Source organism: Bradyrhizobium lablabi, from assembly GCF_900141755.1.
GTDB lineage: Bacteria > Pseudomonadota > Alphaproteobacteria > Rhizobiales > Xanthobacteraceae > Bradyrhizobium > Bradyrhizobium lablabi_A.
Window position 1 is genome coordinate 6,093,795 of record NZ_LT670844.1, and the last position, 26,379, is coordinate 6,120,173.

Here is a 26,379-nt window from a genome sequence, read left to right on the forward strand (position 1 = left end):
ATGCCGATTCTGGTGCGCACGGTCGAGCAAGCCGATTCATCCAAGCACAAGGCCGACGCGCCGGTAATGTTCGAGACGCTCGAGCCGCGCATCCTGATGAGTGCGACGCCGACGATACATCCGGCCGCCCCCGTCATCATCGCGAGCAGTTCACATCCGGTGATCGTCCAAGAGGCCAACGGCGCGGAGCTTTCGGTCTCGCTGGTCGGTCAAGGCAGCTGGCAGATCACCCAAGATTCCAGCGGGAACCTGCAGCTGAACGTTGCCCAGACCAACGCCTCTTCCACGCTGACATTGACGACGACCAATAACCGTGACGCGGAGGGCGGGGATCACGCCGAACATTCGACGAATGCCCCTGGCGGCGCTCACTTCCTGCTGAACGGGATCGATCTGCAAGGGCCGATCGGCCTCGTCAGCGGCTTGGGCGTCGATATCCAAGGCAAAGTCACGGCCGAAGGAGCAATCGCGCACCTGGCGCTCGGCAATGTCCTGTCAAATTCATCGATCACCCTGTCGAGCGCGTCGCCGATTTCCGAGATCGATCTCGGCAATGTCACCGATCTCAGCCTGACCGCGAAAGGGTCGATCGGGGTCCTGTCGGTCGGCAACTGGATTGCGGATGGAATCGCACCAAGCCAGGTCACCGCGATTGCGATCGGAGACCTCCAGAGCGACGGCAATTTTGGTGCGTCTCTGGCGCTGTCGGGCACGGGTGTGCTGCCAAGTGGGGGATTTACCCTCGGTTCTGTATCAGTCGAGGGCCAGGCCAGCGGCCTTTGGTACGTGGTCGGCAATACCAACGTTATTTCCGCCGGTACGTTCACTCAGCAATGGGACGGCGATTTCACCAAGTCCGTACAGACGATCATAACGGGCGGGGATTTCGACGGTCAGCTCGCGACACCGCTCCTCAACTTCATGATTGTCGGAGGTAATGTTTCACACGCGCTCCTGCTGATCGGTGCCGATCTCGGCGCCGACGGCCAAATCGGCGGCAGCGGCGCCAACGCAGATACCTTCGGTCCGGGCGAGCTCAACGGGCTGGTGGTTGGCGGTTCGGTCACCTCGACGCGGATTCGCATCGGCGTGGATCCCGTCGATGGCGTGCTCGATGACGGGACGAACACACTGCTCGGCGGCAGCTTCAATAACGTCTTCGTAGTCGGGGAGTCGATCGACACCGCAAGCAGTTTCGTCGCCGGTGCGTTTCCGATCGCCGTCATCGTGGATGGTCAGTTGATCAATACGGCGGCCAACAGCGATTTCCACACCACGCCGATCAACCTCGTCCCGCTGAGCCTCACGGCAGGCCTCGCTCATGACAGCGGTTCCAGCGCGACCGATGGATTGACCAATGACGATACCATCACCGGCCGGGCGACCGGTGGGGTGGTGACGCTGCTCGGCAGCATGGACAGTAAACCTGTTGCCAGTGGCTTCAACCTATTGACAGCTGTCAATCCCGGGGGAGCCAAGGCGGTCGCCGCCGACGGCACATTCACGTTGACGCCGGCGCTGCTGGCGACCATTGCCGGCGGGACACTCGCTGACGGCAGCCACACGCTGCACCTGTTGGCTACCGACAAGTTCGGTAATACGAAGACCCTTAACATTACTTTTACGCTCGACACGGCGGTACCGGTCTTGACCGCTTCGCTGGCGAGCGATACCGGGGTGAGCGCCACCGATGGCATAACCAATAACGATACGATCACCGGCAAGGTGACCGATGGTGACGGCATTGCCACGCTGAGCGCCGGCTTCGATGGCGCGGCGGCCGCGAGCTTCACCAACATCACCAATCAGATCACGGCCGGCGGCGCATTCACGCTGACGCCGGCGCTGCTGGCGAGCATCGCCGGCGGCACGCTGGCCGATGGCGCGCATGTCCTGCACCTGACCGCGACCGATCAGGCCGGCAATGTCACCAGCCTTGCGGTGTCGTTCACCGTGGCGACCGCGGCGCCGGCCCTGACCGCCGCGCTGAAGAACGACACCGGCGTGAGCGCCAGCGACGGCATCACCAGCGACGACACCATCACCGGCAAGGCGACGGCGGTCACCGATGCGCTGGCGACGCTGAGCGCCGGCTTCGATGGCGCCTCGGCGTCGAGCTTCGTCAATCTGACGAGTTCGATCAATCCCGACGGCACCTTCACGCTGACGCCGGCGCAGCTCGCCACCATCGCCGGCGGGACGCTGGCGGACGGGACCCACACGCTGCACCTGACCGCGACGGACCAGGCCGGCAACACCACCAGCTTCGCCGTCACCTTCACGCTCGACACGGCGGCGCCGGTCTTGAGCGCTTCGCTGAAGAACGACACCGGGGTGAGTGCCACTGACGGCATCACCAGCAACGACACCATCACCGGCAAGGTGACCGCTGGCACCAGCATCGCCAAGCTGAGCGCCGGCTTCGATGGCGCGGCGGCCGCGAGCTTCACCAACATCACCAATCAGATCACGGCCGGCGGTACATTCACGCTGACGCCGGCGCTGCTGGCGAGCATCGCCGGCGGCACGCTGGCCGATGGCGCGCATGTCCTGCATCTGACCGCGACCGACACGGCTGGCAATGTCACCAGCCTTGCGGTGTCATTCACCCTGGCGACGACGGCGCCGGCCCTGACCGCTGCGCTGAAGAACGACACCGGGGTGAGCGCGACCGACGGCATCACCAGCGACGACACCATCGCGGGCAAAGTGACGGCGATCACCGATGCGTTGACGACGCTGAGCGCCGGCTTCGATGGCGCGGCGGCCGCGAGCTTCACCAACATCACCAATCAGATCACGGCCGGCGGCGCATTCACGCTGACGCCGGCGCTGCTGGCGAGCATCGCCGGCGGCACGCTGGCCGACGGCGCGCATGTCCTGCATCTGACCGCGACCGATCAGGCCGGCAATGTCACCAGCGTCGCGGTGTCGTTCACCGTGGCGACCGCGGCGCCGGCCCTGACGGCCGCACTGAAGAACGACACCGGTGTGAGCGCCAGCGACGGCATCACCAGCGACGACACCATCACCGGCAAGGCGACGGCGGTCACCGATGCGCTGGCGACGCTGAGCGCCGGCTTCGACAATGCCTCGGCGACGAGCTTCGTCAATCTGGCGAGTTCGCTCAATCCCGACGGCACCTTCACGCTGACGCCGGCGCAGCTCGCGACCATCGCCGGCGGCACGCTCGCGGACGGGACCCACACGCTGCACCTGACCGCGACGGACCAGGCCGGCAACGCCACCAGTTTTGCCGTCACCTTCACGCTCGACACGGCGGCGCCGGTCTTGACCGCTTCGCTGAAGAACGACACCGGGGTGAGTGCCACTGACGGCATCACCAGCAACGACACCATCACCGGCAAGGTGACGGCTGGCACCAGCATCGCCAAGCTGAGCGCCGGCTTCGACGGCGCGGCCCCATCTTCGTTCACCAACATCACCAATCAGATCACGGCCGGCGGCGCATTCACGCTGACGCCGGCGCTGCTGGCGAGCATCGCCGGCGGCACGCTGGCCGACGGCGCGCATGTCCTGCACCTGACCGCGACCGATCAGGCCGGCAATGTCACCAGCCTTGCGGTGTCATTCACCGTGGCGACCGTGGCGCCGAGCCTGACCGCTGCGCTGAAGAACGACACCGGGGTGAGCGCGACCGACGGCATCACCAGCGACGACACCATCGCGGGCAAGGCGACGGCGATCACCGATGCGCTGGCGACGCTGAGCGCCGGCTTCGACAATGCCTCGGCGACGAGCTTCGTCAATCTGACGAGTTCGCTTAATCCCGACGGCACCTTCACGCTGACACCGGCGCAGCTCGCGAGCATCGCCGGCGGCACGCTCGCGGACGGCGCGCATGTTCTGCATCTGACCGCGACCGATCAGGCCGGCAATGTCACCAGCCTTGCGGTGTCATTCACCGTGGCGACCGTGGCGCCGAGCCTGACCGCTGCGCTGAAGAACGACACCGGGGTGAGCGCGACCGACGGCATCACCAGCGACGACACCATCGCGGGCAAAGTGACGGCGATCACCGATGCGCTGGCGACGCTGAGCGCCGGCTTCGACAATGCCTCGGCGACGAGCTTCGTCAATCTGGCGAGTTCGCTCAATCCCGACGGCACCTTCACGCTGACGCCGGCGCAGCTCGCGACCATCGCCGGCGGCACGCTCGCGGACGGGACCCACACGCTGCACCTGACCGCGACGGACCAGGCCGGCAACGCCACCAGTTTTGCCGTCACCTTCACGCTCGACACGGCGGCGCCGGTCTTGACCGCTTCGCTGAAGAACGACACCGGGGTGAGTGCCACTGACGGCATCACCAGCAACGACACCATCACCGGCAAGGTGACGGCTGGCACCAGCATCGCCAAGCTGAGCGCCGGCTTCGACGGCGCGGCCCCATCTTCGTTCACCAACATCACCAATCAGATCACGGCCGGCGGCGCATTCACGCTGACGCCGGCGCTGCTCGCGACCATCGCCGGCGGCACGCTCGCGGACGGCGCGCATGTTCTGCATCTGACCGCGACCGATCAGGCCGGCAATGTCACCAGCCTTGCGGTGTCATTCACCGTGGCGACCGTGGCGCCGAGCCTGACCGCTGCGCTGAAGAACGACACCGGGGTGAGCGCGACCGACGGCATCACCAGCGACGACACCATCGCGGGCAAAGTGACGGCGATCACCGATGCGCTGGCGACGCTGAGCGCCGGCTTCGACAATGCCTCGGCGACGAGCTTCGTCAATCTGACGAGTTCGCTTAATCCCGACGGCACCTTCACGCTGACACCGGCGCAGCTCGCGAGCATCGCCGGCGGCACGCTCGCGGACGGCGCGCATGTTCTGCATCTGACCGCGACCGATCAGGCCGGCAATGTCACCAGCCTTGCGGTGTCATTCACCGTGGCGACCGTGGCGCCGAGCCTGACCGCTGCGCTGAAGAACGACACCGGGGTGAGCGCGACCGACGGCATCACCAGCGACGACACCATCGCGGGCAAAGTGACGGCGATCACCGATGCGCTGGCGACGCTGAGCGCCGGCTTCGACAATGCCTCGGCGACGAGCTTCGTCAATCTGGCGAGTTCGCTCAATCCCGACGGCACCTTCACGCTGACGCCGGCGCAGCTCGCGACCATCGCCGGCGGCACGCTCGCGGACGGGACCCACACGCTGCACCTGACCGCGACGGACCAGGCCGGCAACGCCACCAGTTTTGCCGTCACCTTCACGCTCGACACGGCGGCGCCGGTCTTGACCGCTTCGCTGAAGAACGACACCGGGGTGAGTGCCACTGACGGCATCACCAGCAACGACACCATCACCGGCAAGGTGACGGCTGGCACCAGCATCGCCAAGCTGAGCGCCGGCTTCGACGGCGCGGCCCCATCTTCGTTCACCAACATCACCAATCAGATCACGGCCGGCGGCGCATTCACGCTGACGCCGGCGCTGCTCGCGACCATCGCCGGCGGCACGCTCGCGGACGGCGCGCATGTTCTGCATCTGACCGCGACCGATCAGGCCGGCAATGTCACCAGCCTTGCGGTGTCATTCACCGTGGCGACCGTGGCGCCGAGCCTGACCGCTGCGCTGAAGAACGACACCGGAGTGAGCGCCAGCGACGGCATCACCAGCGACGACACCATCACCGGCAAGGCGACGGCGGTCACCGATGCGCTGGCGACGCTGAGCGCCGGCTTCGATGGCGCCTCGGCGTCGAGCTTCGTCAATCTGACGAGTTCGATTAATCCCGATGGCAGCTTCACGCTGACACCGGCGCAGCTCGCGACCATCGCCGGCGGCACGCTCGCCGACGGGAGCCACACACTGCACCTGACCGCGACCGATCAGGCCGGCAACACCACCAGCTTCGCCGTCACCTTCACGCTCGACACGGCGGTACCGGTCTTGACCGCTTCGCTGAAGAACGACACCGGGGTGAGTGCCACTGACGGCATCACCAGCGACGACACCATCGCCGGCAAGGTGACTGATGCCGCCGGTGTGACTGCGTTCTCGGCAGGACTCGACGGCGTTTCAGCAGCCCACGGAACAAGCTTGCTCTCGATGGTGAACCCCGACGGGACCTTCACGCTGACACCTGCGCTGCTGGCGACGATCGCCGGCGGGACGCTCGCCGACGGCCCGCACACCCTGCATCTGACCGCGACCGATACGGTCGGCAACGTGACCACGCTTGATGTCCATTTCGTTCTTGCGACCGCGGCGCCGGCCCTTACGGCCGCGCTGAAGAACGACACCGGAGCGAGCGCCAGCGATGGCATCACCAAGGACGATACCATCACCGGCACAGCGACGGCTCCGGCCGATACGATCGCGACGCTGAGCGGCGGCTTCGGCGCAACTCCCGTTGCAAGCTTTGTCGACCTTACCTCGTCGCTCCAATCCGGCGGGACGTTCGTCCTCGATCCGACGCTGCTCGCGAAGGTTGCCGGCGGCACGCTGGCCGACGGCGCCCATACGCTCCATCTGTTCGCAACCGATCGGGCCGGCAACACCAGCTCCTTCGATTTGAGTTTCACGCTCGATACGGCGGTGCCGACGACGCCGACCTTCGCTCTCGCCGCGAGCGATCAGGACGCCGCGCTCGGTAGCAATGTCACCGGCGCGTCTACGGTCACTATCACCGGCCAGACCAACGCCAATATCGCGGTGAGACTCACCGCGCCCGGCGGGGTCTCATTCTCGACGATTTCCGACAGCCACGGCAACTTCCAGTTCGACAATATAGGTCTCGCGCTGGGGGCGAATATTTTGACGGCCCAGGCGATCGACATTGCCGGCAACACGCAGAATTTCGCGCTGACTGTCGAGCGCGTAACGCAGCCGCCCTCAGGCAACGCGGTTCTGCAATGGAATGCGGCCGCGCTCAATGCCATTCAACTGAGCGCACTTGATCCGGTGACGGCGGCCCGCGCCCTGGCGATGGAAAGCGTCGCCGTGCTCGACAGCATCAACGCGATCGACAGCACGCCATCCTTCCTGGTGCATCAGAACGCGCCGGCAGATGCCTCCGCCAACGCCGCCGTTGCGGCCGCCGCGCATGAAATTCTCGACACGCTGTTTCCCCAGCTGAAGACGCCGCTCGATGCCCTGTATCAGACGGGCCTCGATGCCATCGCCAATGGCCAGGGCAAGACCGACGGCATCGCGCTTGGAACGGCGATCGCGGAACAGGTGCTGTTGCTGCGCGCCAATGACGGCTCGCAGATCATGGGCCGGACCCTGGATGGGACGTCGCCTGGACAATGGCGCTCGACCGGTCCGACCTTCGGCCTGGCGGTGAGTTCGCAATACGCCAATGTGACACCTTTCGTCCTGTCGAGCCCCAGTGAGCTCCTGTCCATCGTGCCGCCGCCGCCCGATCTGGCCAGCGCCGCCTATGCGACGGATGTGAACCAGGTTCAAGCGCTTGGCGCGGCCAACAGCACGACGCGCACGGCCGATCAGACCGCAATCGCCACGTTCTGGGCCGGTCAAGCCGGCACCGTGACCGCTGCCGGACAGTGGAACCAGGTCGCCGCCGAAGTCGCGCAGCGGCAGGGGAACAGCTTGAGCGACGATGCCAAGCTGCTCGGAGAGCTCAATGTCGGCCTCGCCGATGCCGGGATCGCCGGTTGGAATGCGAAGTACAGTTTCGATCTCTGGAGCCCGGTCACGGCCATTCAGAACGCCGATCCGGCCAATCCGTTGCTGACGCGGAATGCGAATTTCACGCCGCTCGTCACCACGCCCGAGGTCCCGGAATACGTCGAGACTCAATCCGCCTTTAGCGCCGCCGCGTCGACGATCCTCGACAATATCTTCGGCCAGAACACCTCGTTCAGCCTCACTTCAGGCAGTGCCACACGCAGCTTCACCAGCTTCGATCAGGCCGCCCAGGAAGCCGGCGTGAGCGGCATCTATGCCGGCACGGATTTCCAATTCTCCAATGCCGCCGGTCAAAATCTCGGGCAGAAGGTCGGTGGCCTGGTCCTGCAAGCCTTCGACATCACCAAGGATGTTCAGCCGCCGAAGATCGTTCTCGACCGGACGAGCACGACCATCGTCACCAATACGAGCCCGGTCATCACTGGATCGGTGATCGACAATCTGTCGGGCGTCCAATCGCTGCAGGCCAGCATCGATGGCGGCGCGCTGCAGAACGTCAGCTTCGATCAGACCGGAAAATTCGCCATTCCGCTCAACCTTGCCCTCGACGGCTCGGCCGATGGCCAGCACACGGTGTCGCTGGTCGCCACCGACGCGGTTGGCAATGCGACCACGCCGCTCACGATCAACGTGACCCTAGCGACAAAGTCGCCGGTGATCGCCCCGTCCACAATTACGGACGGCATGACCCTGACGCCGGACACCGTCCTCCAGGGCTTCGTGATCGCCAAAGGCGGTACCACGATCAGCGGGCTTTCCTACACCTTCGATAGCGGCACGACGAACGCTGTTGCGGTGCCGGTGTCGTACGACTCGACGACGGGGTTATTCAACGACCATCTCAACCAGTCGACATTGAGCGTCGGCACGCACACGCTGACCCTGACGGCTACCGACAACGCCGGCAATGTGGCGACAAAGGTTCTGAACGTCACGCTGCCGGCACTCGTCCCGCTCAAAGTCGTCAGCCTCACCCCGGCGAACGGCGCCAGCGATGTCGGCGTCTCCGTGCGTCCGATGATCCAGTTCTCGCGGCCGATCGATATGTCGACGCTGACCGGCAACGACTTCTTCCTGACGGATGCGAGCGGCGCCAAGATTCCGACGATCATCGTGCCGTGGAACGACAACATGCATGCCTGGCTGTTCCCCAGCGACCGCGGAATGCCGGGCGGCCAGGCCGTGACGATGACGGTCGACGGCAGCCAGATCAAGGGTCTGGACGGAACCGCCCTCGATGCCGCCGGCACCGGACAGCCGGGCAGTGTCCTGACCGAGACCTTCACGACGGTCAGCACCGCGCCGGTCGCCGGAACGAGCATCACAGGCCAGATCCTCGATCCCGGCCCCGCTCTCTTGCCGGGCACCTCGGCGACCCCGCTGCCGATCGCCGGCGTCCACGTCTACATCCTCGGTCTCGAAGGCAATCCCGCCTTCGACACGATCACCGGCGCCGACGGCTCGTTCTCGTTCAGCAACGCGCCCACCGGCGACGTCAAGGTCGTGATCGACGGGCGAACCGTGACCCATGGGCCGACCGGCGTCCAGTTCCCGGTGCTCGTCGTCGACCTCAACGTCAAGGCGGGTCAAGACAACACCATCGCAGGCAGCAGAGGCTCGATCGAGTCCCAGCTCGCTAACGCAACCAACCAAGAGCTGTTCCTGCCGCGCATCCAGACCGATGTGATGCACGATTTGAGTCAGACCGCGCCGACCGTGCTGCGGACGACCGCCGATTCATCGCCGATGCTGACCCCCGAGCAACTCCAGCAGATGACGCTCACGGTCAATCCGGGCACGTTGGTCGACGAGAAGGGGCAGCCGCTGAACGCCCAGGTCGGGTTCAGCGTCGTGCCGAGCGACACCATCAAGGACATGCTGCCGATTGGCCTTGCGCAACATTCCTTCGACATCACCATTCAGACCAACGTGCCGCAGCTCGCGTCCTTCACAACGCCGGCGGCGCTGACCCTGCCCAACGTCTTCAACCTGCCGCCGGGCTCGAAGACCTATTTGCTGACCTTCGACTACACCACCGGACGGTTGGAAATCGACGGGACCTGCACGGTCTCGGCCGACGGCAAGACGGTGTCGACCGACCCCGGCGCCGGCGTGACCAAGATCGGCTGGCACTCCATGACGCCGCCGGGCGACCCGACGAAAAACCAACCCAACCCGCCGCCGAAGTGCCACCTTGGGGATGTATTTACCGATAGTGCCGACGCGCTCTACAAAGACCTCATCAAGGCGATCAGTGGGTTCGGCGGCAAAATCCCCGAAATGATCAAGGCTGCGAATGATTTCAACAAACTTGTTACAACATCGATTAAAATATTCAGTGACTGGGGGGTGGTCAATCAGCAGATCGAGGATGGTACGGTCGATCCCAAAGCCGTAGCAAAGGTGATCAAGGATGTAGCGGGGCTCATCGGCACTACCGCATCGAAAATAGTAGAGACCGGAGTCCAACTCAACGCGTTCTTTTCAGCTGTCAAGACAGCCGTGGGGGTGGCCGCGCCCATTTTTGACGCTATATTGACCCTGTTTTCGAATGCAAAAGCCGCTCATTGTATTCCTACCAATTTTACGACGCTTTTTATCGAGAATTTTCTCACTATCGCAACGGAAGTTCTTGGGTTTGCAAACGACGCCATCACGTTCCTTGAAAATGGTTTTGTCGCAGGGTTTGCCAGCATTGTCGGCGATGTCATCGGAGTCGTGCTCGACCAGATAAAAGCGCGCAGCGCGCTGGCCGGCCTGCCTGCTCCGACGAACTTTCCGACGCTGCCGATCGTTCCGAACATCGCCCCGATGATGGCCGCTCCGATACAGCGGGCTGCCAGTCTGACCGCTGCACCGCTGACCGCCGCACCGCTGACCACTCCGACCGATCCGACGGCGCCCGGCGGTCCGGAAGACACTGCTGCGCTCGACCGGCTGCTCGGCGAAATCCCGGGCGCGATATCCGACACTCAGGCGGCGATGACGGCGTTCACGGACCAGGCGAACCAGCTGTTTGACTTGACGGGTATTCCGCAAGTTGATCCCGCCAATCCCGACACGTCAAACCCGAACCCCACCCCGACCAAGCTTAGCGCAATCGCCGATCAGTCCAACGAGCTCTTCCGTGGAAGTGCGCCGAACGCCCCCTTTGCATTTTTCTTGGACAATGGCACGATTATTCGCGGGAGGTCCGGTGCCGACGGGTCGATCAGCGCCTTCCTGCCGCCGAACATGGGCTACCGGTTCGCCATTCTCGATACCCGGATCAATCAGGTCGGCACCCTTTCCGGCACGACCCCGGCGTCTGGCACGTCGCTTACGCTGGACAGCCCGCACTACGTCGCCTTCGCCGACGTGTTGGGACCGGACGGTAACCCCGACAAAGTCGACGCCGATGGCTTGCCCGATCTGGTGGTCCAGATCCTGGGCTTTGATCCCACCAAAGTGGACAACATCATCCCCGGCGTGTCCGATCTGGCGGCATTGAGCCAAGGCTTCGATCAAGCCACTGCAGCCAGTGCCACGACGACCGGCGTGGTCGCCAACGTGCCCTTGCAGGGATCGGCACAGGCGGTCGTCGTCGCGGAAATGCCCAACGGCAAGCAGCAGAGAGCCTATATCGCGGCCGGCAGCGGCGGCCTTGCGATCAGCGACGTGACCGACCCCAAGCATCCGGTCCTGCTCAGCCAGATCGCCCTTGCGGGCAACGCGACCGACGTCGCCGTGGACGCCAATTTGCAGCTCGCTGCCGTGGCGACGGGGTCAGGCGGCTTGCAAATCCTGGACGTCGAGTCCGGCATGAGCCCGGTGCTCCTGCGGACGATCCCGATAAACGCGACGCATGTCAAAGTGGTTGACGGCATCGCCTACGCTACCGATCAGTCTAATCTCTACTCAATTGATCTTGTATCGGGCAAAATTATATCGACTATAAATGGTGTCGCGCCAAAACTGTCCGGTGATATCGCCGTCGATGGCTCAACATTATATACATTTGCCAGTCAATTTGGCGGCGGGATTCTGTATGCGATAGACATCAGCAAAAATGATGGCACGATGACGCTGCAAAGCAAGACGGCCCTACAAGTCGACGGCGCCAATATACCCAGCGGAAAGCTTTCCGTTGCTAACGGCGTAGCCTATATAGCTTCGGATCCGTTTGGTTTTCCCCAGACTGTTGATGGCTTTGACATTGTCGATGTGAGCGATCCGAAGGCGCCTAAACTTATTCAGATAAATGCTTTCAACGGGGGCGTTGTCGGCGTGGGTATCGCGCTCAACGGGTCCGGACAGGGCCTGGCGATCGGCGAAGGGGCAGTCAATTCGCTCGATCTGATCGATACCTCGAACCCGAACAATATCCCCCAACGCCTCAACCGGTTCCCCTTGCCATCAGAGGCGTTCGGCGTCGCGGTCGCCGGCAATGTTGCCTTTGTCGCCGACGGCAGCGGCGGCTTGCAAATCGTGACTTATCTTCCGCCCGACACCAAGGGTGTCGCGCCGACCCTAAGGGTTCTGTCCGGGCCGACGCCCGGCACTGATCCGTCGACACTCGATCCGGCAAAGCCGCTCACGCTTACCGAAGGCTCGACGGTCTCGTTCAAGGTCAAGGTCGGCTCGAGCGGGCCAATAGCCAGCGTGGCGCTCATTGCCACGACGGCGGACGGTCAAACCATCGTGCTGGCGGACAACGTGTCGCTCCCCTTCGATCTGACCGCGGCGCTGCCAAACCTCAGCCGCCTGCAGAGCAGCGGCTCAGACCTGATCACCTTGCAGGTCCGCGCCACCGACACCGGCGGCAATGTGGCGCTGTCGGCGCCAATCAGCGTCAATCTGGTGGCCGACACGACGCCGCCGGTGATCGTCGACCAGACGATAGCCGATCAGTCCACGATCGGTCAGGGAGGGGCGACCTTCACCTTCGACTTCTCCAAACCGCTCGATTCCAACATCGAGCAAAATGTCAACTTCGCCCTGATCGCGCCGGATGGGACGACGGTCGCGCCGATAGCTTTCGCCTTGCGCAAGGACGGCACTGAGGTCGCGGTTTCCTTCGGGACGCTGAAGCCGGGGCAGTACCAGCTCCGGATCGATGCGCCGTCGGTGAAGGATCGTGCCGGCAATCCGCTTGGTGCCGCGCCGCTGACGACGCATGTGACGGTCGCGCCGTCGCCGCAGATCGCCGATCAAAGCGTCCATGACGGCGACACCGTCACGGCGACGCAGAGCCCGCAATTCAGCTTCGACTTCACCAATCCGATCGATCAGACAACGTTGACGTCCTCGTCAATCTTCCTGCAAGCAGCCGATGGGACCACCATTGCGCCTATCGGTTTCTCGCTCAGCAACGGCAATAAATCGGTTCAGGTTGCCTTCCCGTCGCTCGGCGGGGGTCTGTATAAACTGCAAGTTGATACAACAAAAATTGTGGACGCGTTCGGCGATCGGCTCGGCACCGGCGTGTTGTCGACCAGCTTCACCGTCCCCGGGCTGCAGCTCGTCAGTCAGTCCGTCCACGGTGGCGACACTATCTCGGCGCAGACCCCGCAATTCACGTTCAACTTCAACAAGCCGCTCGATGGCACCACGCTGAATGCCTCGACGATCTTCCTGCTGGCGGCCGATGGAACGGTGATCGCACCGACCGCAGTGACGCTCAACAATGCCAATAATTCGGTTCAAGCTACATTTCCGCCTCTGGCAGCCGGGTCATACACGCTTCAGCTCGATGCGACCAAGATCGCCGCCTTTATCGGCGATCGGCTCGGCACCAGCGTGCTGTCCACGACATTCAGCGTTACCGGCGTGCAGATCTCCCATCAGAGCGTCCATAGCGGCGACGTCGTCACGGCGCAGATCCCGCAATTCAGCTTCGACTTCACGAGCCCGATCGATCCCAAGACGGTGACCGCGTCGACGGCCTTCCTGCTGGCCCCCGACGGGGTGACCAAGATCGCGCCGACCATCGCGTTCAGCAACAACAACCAATCGGTGCAGCTCACCTTCCCGGCGCTGGCCGCCGGGCAGTACACACTTCAACTGGACGCCGGCAAGATCACCGATCCGGCCGGCAACCCGCTCGGCACCGGCTTGCTGTCGACGCCATTCACCGTCGCCGGGCTGCAGCTTGCCAGCCAGAGCATCCTGGCGGGGAGCACGATCGCCGCGGCGATCCCGTCCTCGGTCACCTTCACCTTCACGCGACCGCTCGATCCGGCAACGGTGACCGCGTCATCGGTCTTCGTGACGGCGGCGGGTGGGGGCGTCATCGCACCCTCCAGCATCACATTCAGCAACAATAACCAAACGATGCAAGCGACCTTCCCCCCGCTTGGCGCCGGCCAATTCACGCTTCAGCTCGACGCGAGCAAGATCGCCGACACCACAGGCGACAAGCTCGGCACCGGCTTGCTGTCGACGCCGGTCACGGCGGTCGTCGCCAGCCAGGAGACTTGGGTCAATCCCAACGTTGGCGGCGACTGGAACAACGCCGCCAATTGGAGCACGGGGACGGTCCCGGCGCCGGGCGATGACGTGACGATCAATCTGGCGGCCGGCCAGATCATCACGATCGGCAGCAATGTAACGCTCGGCTCGCTCCACGAGTCGGGCGGCGGCACACTGCTGGTCACCGGCAGCGTGGCGGTCGCCAATATCACCAACATCCAGGGCAGCGTCGTCCTCGACGGCGGCAGCGTCACCACGACCGGTGCGGCGACGGTGACCAACCTCGAGATCGGCTCCCTCGAATCTGGCACCTTCGGCGGAGTCGGCGGCGGCAACGGCGGTGGCGGCAGCTTCACTGCGAACGGCTCGGTCGCGATCACCAATCTCCGGATGGCCACGGAGGATCTTGTTGACCCCAGCCCGGGCAGCATCCACCGGGTCACCTTCACCGCGAACGGTGCGGCGACGGTGGCGAACCTCAGGCAGTTCGGCGGCGCCATCAATGCGCCGGGAACGCTGACCCTGACCGGGACATCGGTGTTCAACGTCGACATTTCGATAGGGGCGGGCGGGTCCCCGTCCGCGATCGCCTCGGGAACGGTGATCAACCAGGGCACGCTGTTCGTCCAGCGGCTCAAGATCGATGGCGGCGCCCTGGACAACCAGGGTCAGATGATCATGGTCGTCAACTCCACGCTCGATTTCGGCAAGAGCGGCGCCTTCACCAACGCGGCATCGGGGACGCTCACCCTCGGCCTCGTGACCGCGCCGGCGTTGAATAACGGCAGCCCCACCGACGGCGGGTTCATCGCCGGGGGGCTGGACGGCATCGTCACGTCGCCGAGCGGGACACACCTCGGGCCATTCGGCAATGTCGACTTCAATGGCGTGGCCCCCGCCGATGGCGGCACGGGGTTGTTCAACAATCAAGGCAATGTCGTGGTCGCGCCAGGCGGCATTCAACCCATTAGCATCTTTAGCCCCGTGGACAGCATCACCGACACGACCTTCAGCTGCAACGTCGCCGTGAACATGAACAACGGCAGCACGATCCAGACCAATGCCAATACAACCCTGGCCTTCGGAGCCGGCGGCACGCTGTCTGGTACGATCACGGGCGGCGGCATCGTCGGCTTCTTCGGCAATAGCGTGCAAGCCTTATCGGTCGCCGGCGGGCCTACATTAAACCCCAACTTTACAGGGATTCCCTTTCCCTACAACAAATACGCCTATAATTTCACGGCAACGTCTGTGCTCAACGTGGCGACCGCGAGCATTGCGGCGTCCGCGACCATCGCCGGCAGCATCACGGTGCCGAATCTCACGCTGGGGCAGGTGGTCTTCACCGACAAGGCGGGTCCGTTCGGCGCAATCGAGCTGCTGGCCGGAAGCAAGCTGGTCAGCACCAACGTGTTGATGAGCTTCACCGACCTCTCGGTCGACCCCGCGACGGCCGCCGTCCCCGGCGGGCTGTTCCAGGTCGGCACGTTGCAGATCCGAGATGAAACGGTCAACACCGGCTTCAATGGCGGTGCTGTCAGCACGCTGAGGGGGGCGGTGCAGATCGCCAATTTGATCGTCAATAGCGGAAAAATTTTCACCGACCCAGGCGATCAAATCGGCTCGCTGACGGTCAAGGGATGGAGTGACATCATCCCTAACTTTAACCCTAGCGGCGGCAGCACCGGATCCCCCTTCGTATTGCTCGCGGGCGTCCTGAACCTTGTCGGAAATCTGACCGTCGGTGCCTTGTCGCTCGACGGCAGAGCCGACGGGTCATTTGGGCCGAACGACCTCGACGTCGGCGGAAACACGGCGGGGCGGGTGGATTTGTCGCTGGGCTCGCTCGCCGTTACCGGCAACGCATCGATCTACAATGGATACTTCCTGGGGGCCGGCACGGCCGTCATTCGCGGGAACCTCACCATCGACGGCAGCGGGACGGTTACAACTGCTCGACTCGGCTCTGACATAACGACGCCAGGATTGGGCCTGGATGCCGGCGCCGTGCTCGAGCTGCAAGGCAAGACCACCTGGCGCGGCGGCGACATCAATCTGAATTATCTCGGCAACGCTACCGCCGGCATTCTGCGCGTCGACGCCGGTGGCGAGTTCGACGTGGCGTTCGACAGCAAAACCTCGGCAACTGCCTTTGGGAACGACGGCGGGGTCGGTCGAATCCTGGCGGGAGCGGCCACGTTTGCCAACTTTGTTCCCAGCGCCAACAGGACGGCGTTGTTCGACAACAAAGGCATCTTCCGCAAGGTTGCCGGCAGTCAGACCACCGTCATCGCGGCGCCGTTCAACAATTCAGGAACGGTCGAGGCGGATCTAGGCACGCTGACCTTCGAGTCGGCGGCCAAAGAGGCCGGGGGCCAGGATACGGGAGTCCTCATCAACACCGGGGCGGTTCTGCTGGCCACTGCCGGTTCCATCGTCGAAAACGTTCCCGAAGGCTCGAACGAATTCACGTTCCAAGCGGCGTCACCGTTCACGCAAACTACCGTTACCTTCTCTGCGGCTGTTGATCCCTCCTCAGTGAGGGCCAATTTGTTCACGTTTGTGGCAGCCGACGGGACGGTCACCACGGCCACCGCCATCGCGATCAACTTTAATCAGGCTCTGCTTACAGTCCCAACGCTTGCGGCCGGGCGATACACGCTTCGCGTCGACGCAACCAGCATCCGGGACAGCAACTTCAACACGTTCGGCCAGCCCAGCAGTGCGTTCGGTCCGAGCGTGCTGTCGACGGGGGCCAGCCTGAACCAATTGGTCTTCCAGGCTACGTCGGCGTTCACGCAATTGACCGTCGACTTCACCGCGCCGGTCAATCCGTCCTCATTGACAGCCACGGCGTTCTCGGTGCTGACCGCCAACGGGACGGCCATCACACCCACCGGTCTCGTGCTCAGCAGTGACGGGCGGTCGGCTCAGCTTACATTCCCGACTTTGGCGCCCGGGCCATTCACGCTTGAGCTCGTTACGATCGGGATCACCGACCAGTCCGGGAAAAAATTGGGGCAGAGCGGCAATGCGTTCGGCACGACCGTGCTGGCGGCGCCGCTCAGCCTGAACCACTTGACCTTCCAGGTTACCTCGGGGCTCCCGTCGCAGCCCAACGCCCCGATCCTCGAGGGCTCGGCGGTGAGTTTCGGCGTCAATGTCACCAATACCGGCACGAACGTCACCGAGGCCCAGTTGGTGGCTATCGCGCCGAACGGCACGACGACGGTGTTGGCGACCAATACCGCCTCACCCTTTGCCTCGCCCTTCACCTTGTCGGGCAATCTTCCGACGATTGCCGCCAATGGCGGGTCCAGTCAGCTCACGCTGCAGATCCGCCTGACCGATGCCTTCGGCATCACGCGGCTGTCCGATCCGATCAATCTGCTTCTCGTGCCGACGCTCCAGGTCGCCAGCCAGAGCCTGCACAGCGGCGACATCATCAGCGCCACTAATCCGCAAGTCACGTTCACCTTCACCGCGCCGGTCGATCCCACCACGGTGACCGCTAATTCGTTCTTCCTGCTGGCGGCCGACGGGGTGACGAAGATCGCGCCCACCGCCATCCAGTTCGGCAACAATAACCAGTCGGTTCAGCTCATATTCCCGACGCCGGCCGCCGGGCAGTACAACCTTGAGGTCGATGCGACCCGGGTCAAAGACCAGTTCGGCAATGCGCTCGGCACCAGCGTGCTATCGACGCCGTTCACCGTGCCAGGGTCAGCCATCGACACCTTCATCGGGGCGAGTGGCGGCGAATGGAACAACGCCGCCAACTGGAGCACGGGACAAGTTCCCGGCGCCACCAACGACGTGGTGCTCAACAGCACGGTCAATTTCGACGGCGCAACGGCGACGATCCACTCGCTGACCATATCCAACGGCAGCTCATTCAACCTCAATAGCGGATCGCTCACCGTTCTCGGGGCGACCACCGCCACGGGTGCGGCCATCATCAACAACGGTGCCACCGTGGCGTTCCAGGGCGTTGCTGCGGTCGGAACGCTGACGCAAACCGCCGGCACAACGTCCTTTGCGCAGCCCAGCCCGCTCGGCGTGGTCACGCAGACCGGCGGCACGCTCGAAGTCGACGGCAATCCTGCTTTCGGTAGCACGACCATCACGACGCTGACTCAAAGCGGCGGCATATTCACCGGCGCCGGCACCGTCTCGGTCACCGGGGTTACCACCCTGATCGGCGGCGCGATGAGCGGCTCGGGCACGACGATCGCGAAGGCCGGCTTGACCATCAACTCCCAGGTCGGCGGCATTCTCTTCGGCGTCGTCAAGGGATCGTACAATCTGCAGCGCATCCTGGAGAACCAGGGTGCTGCGACCTGGTTCGGCGGCAACATTGATTTCGGCGGCAGCGGGAGCAACCCGCCGCTTGGAACCTTGCGCAACGACGCCGGCGCCACGTTCACGATCGGGTCCACTGTCGGCGCCATCTCGGCGTCCAACGCCTCGGCTGCCGCCCTGGCCACACCGTTGATCAGCAACCAGGGCACCATCACGACCGGGTTCGCAGGCGCAACCAGCATCGCGGTCGGCATCGCCAATACCGGCACCCTGCAGATCAACAACACATTGGCGCTGCGCGGCCCGGCCCCGGTTCTCGGCGGCACCGTGTCGTTGAGCGCGGCGGCAACCTTGAACACCGGCGGCAATCTGACGTTCGACCCCAGCACCGTGCTTAAGCTCGGCCTGGACGTCGCGGGGGGCGGCGGCGCGATCAACGAGGTCGGTCAAATCGTGATCGGTGGCACGCTGACGGTGGCCGGCACCCTGGTGACGGTGCCGGCGGCCAACTTCGTGCCGGCGACCGGGGACAGCTTTGCCTTCGCCAGCTTCGGTGCGCTGAGCGGCAGCTTCCAGTCGGTGCAGGCGGCGGGCGTGCTGGCGCCGAGCTTCGCGCTTGTCCTCGACACCAAGGATGCCACTGACCTGAAACTCGACGTCCACGGCCCCCTGACGATCGTCAGTCAGAGCGTTCACAACGGCGACGACCGGGTCGCGCCCGACCCGATATTCAGCTTCACTTTCAACAGTGCGATCGATCGGACGAATGCGAAATCGATCTACGCGCTGGCCGCCGACGGGACCAAGATTCCCGCGGCCGGCTTCAACGATGGTGACAATTCGTTTGGTGCCCGCAAAATACTTACCGCCAGTTTCCTCCTGCTTCCCCCGGCCAGTACCAGCTCGTGATCGATGCCAGCACAATCAAAGACCAGTTCGGCGATGTGCTGGGTACCGGCTTAATCTCGACAACATTCACCGTGCCGGCGTCGTTCACGACCACCTTCATCGGGCCGAACGGCGGCGAATGGAATACGGCGGCCAACTGGAGCACCGGAGAAGTCCCGGGCATCACCGACGACGTGGTGATCAACAACAATGTCAATTTCGACGGCGCAACGGGGTCGGTCAACGCGGTGGGGATCCACTCGCTGACCGTCAATTCCGGGAGCACGCTGAACCTCAACAGCGGGACGCTTGTCGTGAACGCCTCGACTAACGCCCCCGGTGCCATCGTCAACAACGGCGCCACCGTATCGTTCAAACAACCCGCAACGATCGGAACCTTGACGCAAATTGCGGGGGACATGTTCGTCGACACGCTCGTCAACACGCTCGTCAACCAGACCGTCAACCTGCCCGGCCAGCTCTGCGCGGTCACGCTGACCGGCGGCACACTTCAAATCGATGGCGGCAGCACCATCGTGGGAATCGCCCAGCCGAGCTTCATCGCAACGCTGACCCAGAGCGGCGGCACGCTGCTAGGTGCTGCCACCGTCACGGTCACCGGGGCGACCGTCCTGACCGGCGGCTTTATGTTCGGGAATGGCACCACCGTCGCGCAAGGCGGCTTGACCATCAACGCCGGCGGCGCGGACGGCACCGGGACGTTCCACCTGGAGCGCGTGCTGGAGAACAAGGGCGTGGCGACCTGGTCCAGCGGCAACATCGATCTCGGCGGGAGCGGGACCAACCCGCTCATCGGAGTCCTGGTCAACGACAGCACCGGTACGTTCACGATCGGGTTCACCGGCGGCACCATCTCGGCGTCGAACGTTTCGAAGGCCGCCAGCCAGTTGACAAGGCCGATCGTCAACCAGGGCACCATCGTCCAGAACGCCGGCCTCCACACCACGATCGCGGTCGGCATCAACAACTCGGGTACCCTCCAGATCAACGGCACCCTCGATCTGAGCGATCCGACAACCCAGAACGGCGCGGTCTTTATCGGAGGAACCGTGTCGGTAGGCACACTCGGGGTCTTGCGCTCCGGCACCAGCATGAGTTTCGATGCAACCACCGTGCTCACGAACAATGGGACGATCGAGGTCGACCAAGGCCCGCTCGCTTTCGCCGGACCGTTTACCGATAACGGGAACATCGTGCTCGGCGCGCAAGCCACGGTGCTTGTCAATGCCATCCCCGCCCCGCTGGGTAATTTGAATTTCACCATCACCTCAGGGCCGACACCCCAGTCGACCCCGACTCCGGTCTTCGAGGGCTCCCCGGTGAATTTCGGGATCGCTGTCACCGATCTCGGCTCCACCGTCGTCAACGCCCAGCTGGTGGCCATCGCCCCCAATGGCACGACGACGGTGCTGGCAACCAACACCGCATCGCCGTTCGGCTTGTCCGGCACTCTGCCGACGATTGCCGCCAATGGCGGGTCCAGTCAGCTCACGCTCGAGATCCGAGTGACCGATGCCCGCGGCGTGACGCGGCTGTCCGACCCGATCAATCTGATTTTTGCGACGTCACTGCCCGACACCTGGATCGGCGCGGCCAGCGGCGACAACAATTGGAACGATCCGGCCAATTGGAGCACCGGGCAGGTTCCAGGGGCGCTCAACGATGTGGTGATGAATCTGCTGCCGGGACAGACCGTCACGATGGGCAGCGGCAACGAAACGATCAACTCCCTGACGGAGAAGGGAGGTGGAACGTTGGTCGTCAACGGCGCGCTCACGGTCACCGGTGCTGTAAACATCGCGGATACGCTCAAGGTCGTGGGCGGCAGCGTCACCGCGAATGGGGCGGCGACCGTGGCAAACCTCGATGTTGGCAACGGCATCGCCGGCATCGCTTCCGGCAACTTCATCGCAAACGGCGCGGTGACGCTCGGGGGCGTGGATCTGACAGGCGGTGTTCTCAGCGTTCCCGGTTCAGTGACGATCACCGGACAAGCCGCCTTCAATAGCGGAGCGGAAATCGACGGACCCGGAACGGTGGTCTATCAGGGGACACAGCTTGCTCTCACGAACGGCACGATCCTCCACACCGTTCTGGAAAATCACGGACAGGCGGTCGTCTCCGGCTCTGTCGATCTCGGCCAGAGCGGTGTCTTGCGCAATATGAGCACCGGAACGCTCACGCTGAATGGCTCTATCACCGGCATAGCTCCAAGCGTCGGGTCGCCGTCGGCAGCATTGTTCGACAATCAGGGCAGTGTCGTCGCCAGCGCTGGTGGTGCCATCAATATCGGCGCCGCCATGAGCGATAGCGGTCAAATCCAAATACCCACCGGCGCAGTGCTCACCTTCACGGGAGGCGGCACGATTTCGGGCCAAATCAGGGGAGCCGGGACGCTGGCGTTGCTCGGGAATTCGGCCGCGAATACTTATGAGTTCAAGCCGACAGCGACATTGAGCGTCAGCACGCTGACCGTCGGTAGCGTGGTGACATTCGATCCCAGCGCAATCTTCACGACTCATAACGTGCTGCTCCAGGGCGGCACTCTGACCGGGCTGGCGTCAGGCACCACGCTTGCATCGCTGACGGTGGGCACCGGGGCCTCGGAGATCGACGGCAACCTGACGATCGGGACGCTCTCGCTCAACGGCACGACTGGGTCGGCGATCTTTACCTCGGCGGGCACGCTGACCGTCACTGGCAGCGCCTCGGTCTTCGATGGAATTTTCCTCGGCGCCGGCACGACCCTCATCAGCGGTAATCTCAGCATCACCGGAAGCGCACCCGGCTCCACCCCTGCTCTGCACGGGCTGGGAATCGATGGCGGTCATGTGCTGGAGCTGTTGCAGGGCACGACCACCTGGAGCAGCGGCGACATCAATCTCAATCCTCTCGCAGACCAGATTGCGGGCACGTTACGGATCGATCGTAACGATGCCTTCAATGTCATGCTCGACAGCAGCGCCGCTGGTAACGGCGGCCGGATCCTGGAAGGGTCAATCGTCGGAGGGGCCTTTGTCGCCACCCAGAACTCAACCGCACTTCTCGACGTCCAAGGTGTGTTCCAGAAACTTGGGAGTACTGGCACGACGATCCTATCGGGCATGAACATCAATGTCTCGGGGTTCATGGGGGCGGTCGAGGGCTCGCTGGAGTTCGATCAAACCACCGTCACCAATAGCGGATTTATCCAAGCGGTTCAGGGCTCGCTCACCTTCAACCTCGCGACATCCAGCGGGACACCGGGCTCGCTGACCAACACAACCGGCGGGACGATCGAGGTCGATCAAGGCCAGCTCTCCGTCTCGGGGGCATTCACTGATAACGGGTCGGTCGTGCTCGGGCCACAAGCCACGACACTGGTCAACGGCGATACGACACTGGGAGCGCTGAATTTCACCATCACCTCGGGGCCGACACCCCAGCCGACCCCGACCCAGATCATCGTAGGATCCACGGTGACATTCACGTTGAACGTCACCGATGCTGCCCCGGCGACGGTGACACAATCCGAGCTCGTGGCGCTGGCGCCCGATGGCTCGATAATTGCCGTCTTGGCCAGCAACACCAGCTCGCCCTTCAGCTTGACGAGTGCAGCTTTGAACCCGTTCGTTGCCTCTAGTGGGGATGCATCGGGCAATCTCTTCGCCACGCTGCAGATCCGCGTGACCGACTCGCGCGGCGTGACGCGGCGGTCCGCGTTGATCAATGTGGAGCTCCTGGGCGGCTCGGGCGGCCACGGGAAACCTCCTCCAGGTGGTGGTTGATCGATGATCCGTACCTCTCCCTTGGCCAGCATCCGATGAAGCTTGTTCCACCCGTGCAGCGCAGAGGCCTGGGGCTGTTTTCAGCCCTGGGCGCCGCGTTGATGATGACGGCTTCCGCCAGCGCGGCGGAGCTGCCGGTGGGAGGTGCAAGCGACGCCTTCGATTGCATCATTGAGCCGTGGCAGACGGTGAAGCTGTCGAGCGCGGTTGCGGGCGTCATCCGTGAGGTGACCGTCGATCGCGGCGATTTCGTCACGAAGGGGCAGGTCGTCGCCCGACTCGAAGCCGGGGTCGAGGAGGCCGCTCTGGCGCTCGCCAAGGCCAAAGCGACGAGCGATCAACCGATCAAGTCGGCGCTGGCTAAGCTCGGTTACTTGCGGAACAAATATGATCGATCCGCGGCGTTGATCGACCGCAAGATCGTCTCCGGCAACCAGTACGACGAAGATCTGGCGAATGCCAAAGTCGGCGAGCAGGATGTTTTTACTGCCGAGCTCAATCAGAAGATCGCCGCGCTGGAAGTCGACCACGCCGAGGCGGTCGTCGAGCAGCGCATCCTGCGCAGCCCGGTCGACGGCGTCGTCGCCGAGATTCTCCTGCATCCCGGTGAGTACCGGAACGATCAGTCACCGATTCTGACCGTGACGCAGATCGATCCGTTGCGCGTCGAGGCCTATGTGCCGACCACCTATTACAGACAGGTCGAGAATGCCGCGGTAGCCAGCGTCGAGCCTGAAGAGCCGTTCGGCGGCACCTATCGAGCGAAAGTCAGGATTGTCGACCGTGTCATGGATGCGGCAAGCGGCACGTTCGGCGTCCGCTTGGAATTGCCCAGCCCCGATCACCGGCTTCCCGCCGGATTGAAATGCAAAATTCGATTCCCGAACGTGACGAGGCCCATCGATCAGGCCGCGGAACGGTCATGGGCCAACCCCTATCTTGCAGGAGCAGAACAATGACGAACCAGGCGGCGGAAATTACGGTTGCGGCGGAAGTCCATGATGTCAGTCCTGTAGCGGCGAGCCCGCAGCGAACGGCCGAGGGCGCCAAGCTTCACCTGGACACGAGCGACCTCAAAAGCTCCTATTGCAACGTTTGCAACGCGAGCAGTACGCGCGAAGAGGTCGTGCTCAGCCTCGGCGTCAACCACAATTGGGAGCTCGACCGCTCGGGCGATGTGGATGTGAAGCTGTTGCACCGTGTGATCCTGAGCCCCTTCGCCGCCAAGCGGCTCAGCCAGATGCTGAGCAAATTGATGACGGATTACGAAACGCGCCACGGCGAATTGAACTAGACGCCAAGCCGGGAAATAGCCGCGCAGATGCGAGTCCATGATTAATCTTCAGCGAGCCCGAGAGCAGGCGAGCAACCGGGAGCTCGGGGCGAACCCGGACGTGATTGCACGCGGGCCGGCGGCGCCGTCCGGCCTGTGGAAGATTGTCCTGGGCGGCACCGCCGATGCCGGCGATTTCTATCAAGCCTGGCTGGCACTGCAGTGCGGGATGGTCGGCGGTGTCACGGCGGGGCTGCTGCTGCTGCGCAATGCGTCGAAGCCTGACGCGCCGCCCTATCTGCCGGCTGCCGCGTGGCCCGATGCGCAGGGCGACCTGAACAAGCTCGCGCAGGTGGCCCAACAGGCGGCAACCGAGCGACGCAGCGTCGTCGCGCGCTCTGGTCCAGGGGCTTCAACACCAGGTCAGTCAAACTGCATCCTGGTGGCGCAACCAATCGGGTCGGGCACCGAGCTGCCGATCGCCATCGTTGTGGTTGCGGTCGATTCGCAACCGGATCTCAATGTCCAAACGGTCGCGCAGCAGCTCGCTTGGGGCGCGGGCTGGCTCGAAACGCTGTTGATGCGACAGAGGGCCGAAGAGAACGCGCGGCGCGTGAAACAGGCTGCCGCCGGACTCGATCTGCTGGCTGTCGCCGGCGAGCATCGCCAGCTGCGCGCGTCCGCAATGGCGCTCGCCAATGAGCTCGCGGGCCGCCTGCAATGCGATCGCGTATCGATTGGCGTGGTCAACCGTCGGCGCAACGGGGTGCGGCTCAAGGCGATGTCGCACACGGCATTGTTTCGGCGCGAGAGCCAGGCCGCTGATGTGGTCGAAAATGCAATGGAGGAAGCGCTCGATCAGAGCGCCTCGGTAAGCTTCCCGCCGACTGAGTCCACACAAAAGCGAATCGCGGTCGCCCACCGCGCTTTAGCCAATTGGCTGGGCGGCCGCGCCGCGGTCGCTTCCGTGATGCTGTCGAGCCGCGGCCGATCGGTTGGAGTGGTCACGTTAGAACGCCATCGCGATGAGCCGTTCGATGAGGATTCGATCAGCCTGTGCGAGATGGTTGCGAGCCTAGTCGGACCGATGATCGATCTGCAGCACGATAGCGACCGCATCGTTTCGGGCCGTGTCGTTGCGTCGATCGCCAAAGGGACCCGTGCCCTCGTCGGTCCGCGCCGCCCGGCGCTGAAGCTTGCCGCGATAGCAGCGGTTCTATTCGTGGCATTCCTGGCGCTCGCTACCGGCGAGCACACAGTGTCTGCCAAATCCGTCACCGAAGGCTTGGTGCAACGCGCCGCGGTCGCGCCGTTCGACGGCTTTATCCAGAGCGCGCCGATGCGCGCCGGCGACCAGGTGCGCGAAGGGGAGGTGCTGGCCAGCCTGAACGACAAGGATCTCATGCTTGATCGGCTCAAGTCATTGAGCGAGCGCGACAAGCTTGTCCAGAAGCATCGCGACGCCCTCGCCAAGCATGATCGCGCCGAGACCGCGGCGCTGTCGGCCCAGATCAAGCAAGTCGAGGCGCAGCTCGCCCTTGCGGAGGACAAGCTCGCACGAACCCGGATTGTCGCGCCGTTCGACGGCACGGTCGTGTCGGGAGACCTCAGTCAGATGCTGGGAACTCCGGTCGAACGCGGCAAGGTCCTGTTCGAGATCGCGCCACTTGACGGCTATCGGGTGATCCTTGAGGTCGACGAGCGCGACATCGGCTACATCGGGATCGGCCAAAGAGGCAGGCTCGCGCTCGCCGGTGTGCCCGCAAACCTGGTTGGCTTCATCGTCACAAAGGTCACGCCGATCGCGACCGCGGAGGAGGGGCGGAATTTCTTCCGCATTGAAGCGCATCTGGACGATGGCAGCATCCAATTGCGCCCCGGCATGGAGGGAGTCGGCAAAATCGAAGTCGGTCGAGCCTCGCTGTTCTGGATCTGGACCCACACGTTGGTTGAGTGGGTACGGCTGAGCGCCTGGAAATGGCTTCCGTGAGC

At 63.8% G+C, this 26,379-nt stretch carries 5 protein-coding genes; all 5 read left to right on the forward strand.

Features of this window, described 5'->3' with window-relative positions; genetic code table 11:
- From B5526_RS28285 to B5526_RS28305, 5 genes are read left to right on the forward strand one after another with little or no spacing between them, the layout of a single operon-like run.
- The gene (locus B5526_RS28285) at positions 1–19,347 is read left to right on the forward strand and encodes an Ig-like domain-containing protein (protein WP_079543070.1); all 19,347 of its coding nucleotides are present in this window, start codon (positions 1–3) and stop codon (positions 19,345–19,347) included.
- The gene (locus B5526_RS28290) at positions 19,344–23,114 is read left to right on the forward strand and encodes a beta strand repeat-containing protein (protein ID WP_079543071.1); all 3,771 of its coding nucleotides are present in this window, start codon (positions 19,344–19,346) and stop codon (positions 23,112–23,114) included. The genes B5526_RS28285 and B5526_RS28290 overlap by 4 nt, the downstream gene beginning before the upstream one ends.
- Positions 23,115–23,149: 35 nt before the next feature.
- Complete coding sequence (locus tag B5526_RS28295; protein ID WP_079543072.1) at positions 23,150–24,073, forward strand: efflux RND transporter periplasmic adaptor subunit; 924 nt, start codon at positions 23,150–23,152, stop codon at positions 24,071–24,073.
- Positions 24,070–24,408 carry a DUF3467 domain-containing protein gene (locus B5526_RS28300; RefSeq protein ID WP_079543073.1) on the forward strand — a complete coding sequence of 113 codons (339 nt, stop codon included), beginning with the start codon at positions 24,070–24,072 and terminating at the stop codon, positions 24,406–24,408. The genes B5526_RS28295 and B5526_RS28300 overlap by 4 nt, the downstream gene beginning before the upstream one ends.
- Before the next feature lie 37 nt (positions 24,409–24,445).
- A complete protein-coding gene (locus B5526_RS28305) occupies positions 24,446–26,377 on the forward strand; it encodes an HlyD family efflux transporter periplasmic adaptor subunit (RefSeq protein WP_079543074.1) in 1,932 nt (643 codons plus the stop codon).
- Positions 26,378–26,379 lie beyond the last annotated feature (2 nt).

Excerpts from the sequence above, each read along its gene's own strand:
- B5526_RS28285 (WP_079543070.1), top strand. The coding sequence starts at position 1 with ATGCCGATTCTGGTGCGCACGGTCGAGCAAGCCGATTCATCCAAGCAC.
- B5526_RS28295 (WP_079543072.1), top strand. The coding sequence starts at position 23,150 with ATGAAGCTTGTTCCACCCGTGCAGCGCAGAGGCCTGGGGCTGTTTTCA.
- B5526_RS28300 (WP_079543073.1), top strand. The coding sequence starts at position 24,070 with ATGACGAACCAGGCGGCGGAAATTACGGTTGCGGCGGAAGTCCATGAT.
- B5526_RS28305 (WP_079543074.1), top strand. The coding sequence starts at position 24,446 with ATGATTAATCTTCAGCGAGCCCGAGAGCAGGCGAGCAACCGGGAGCTC.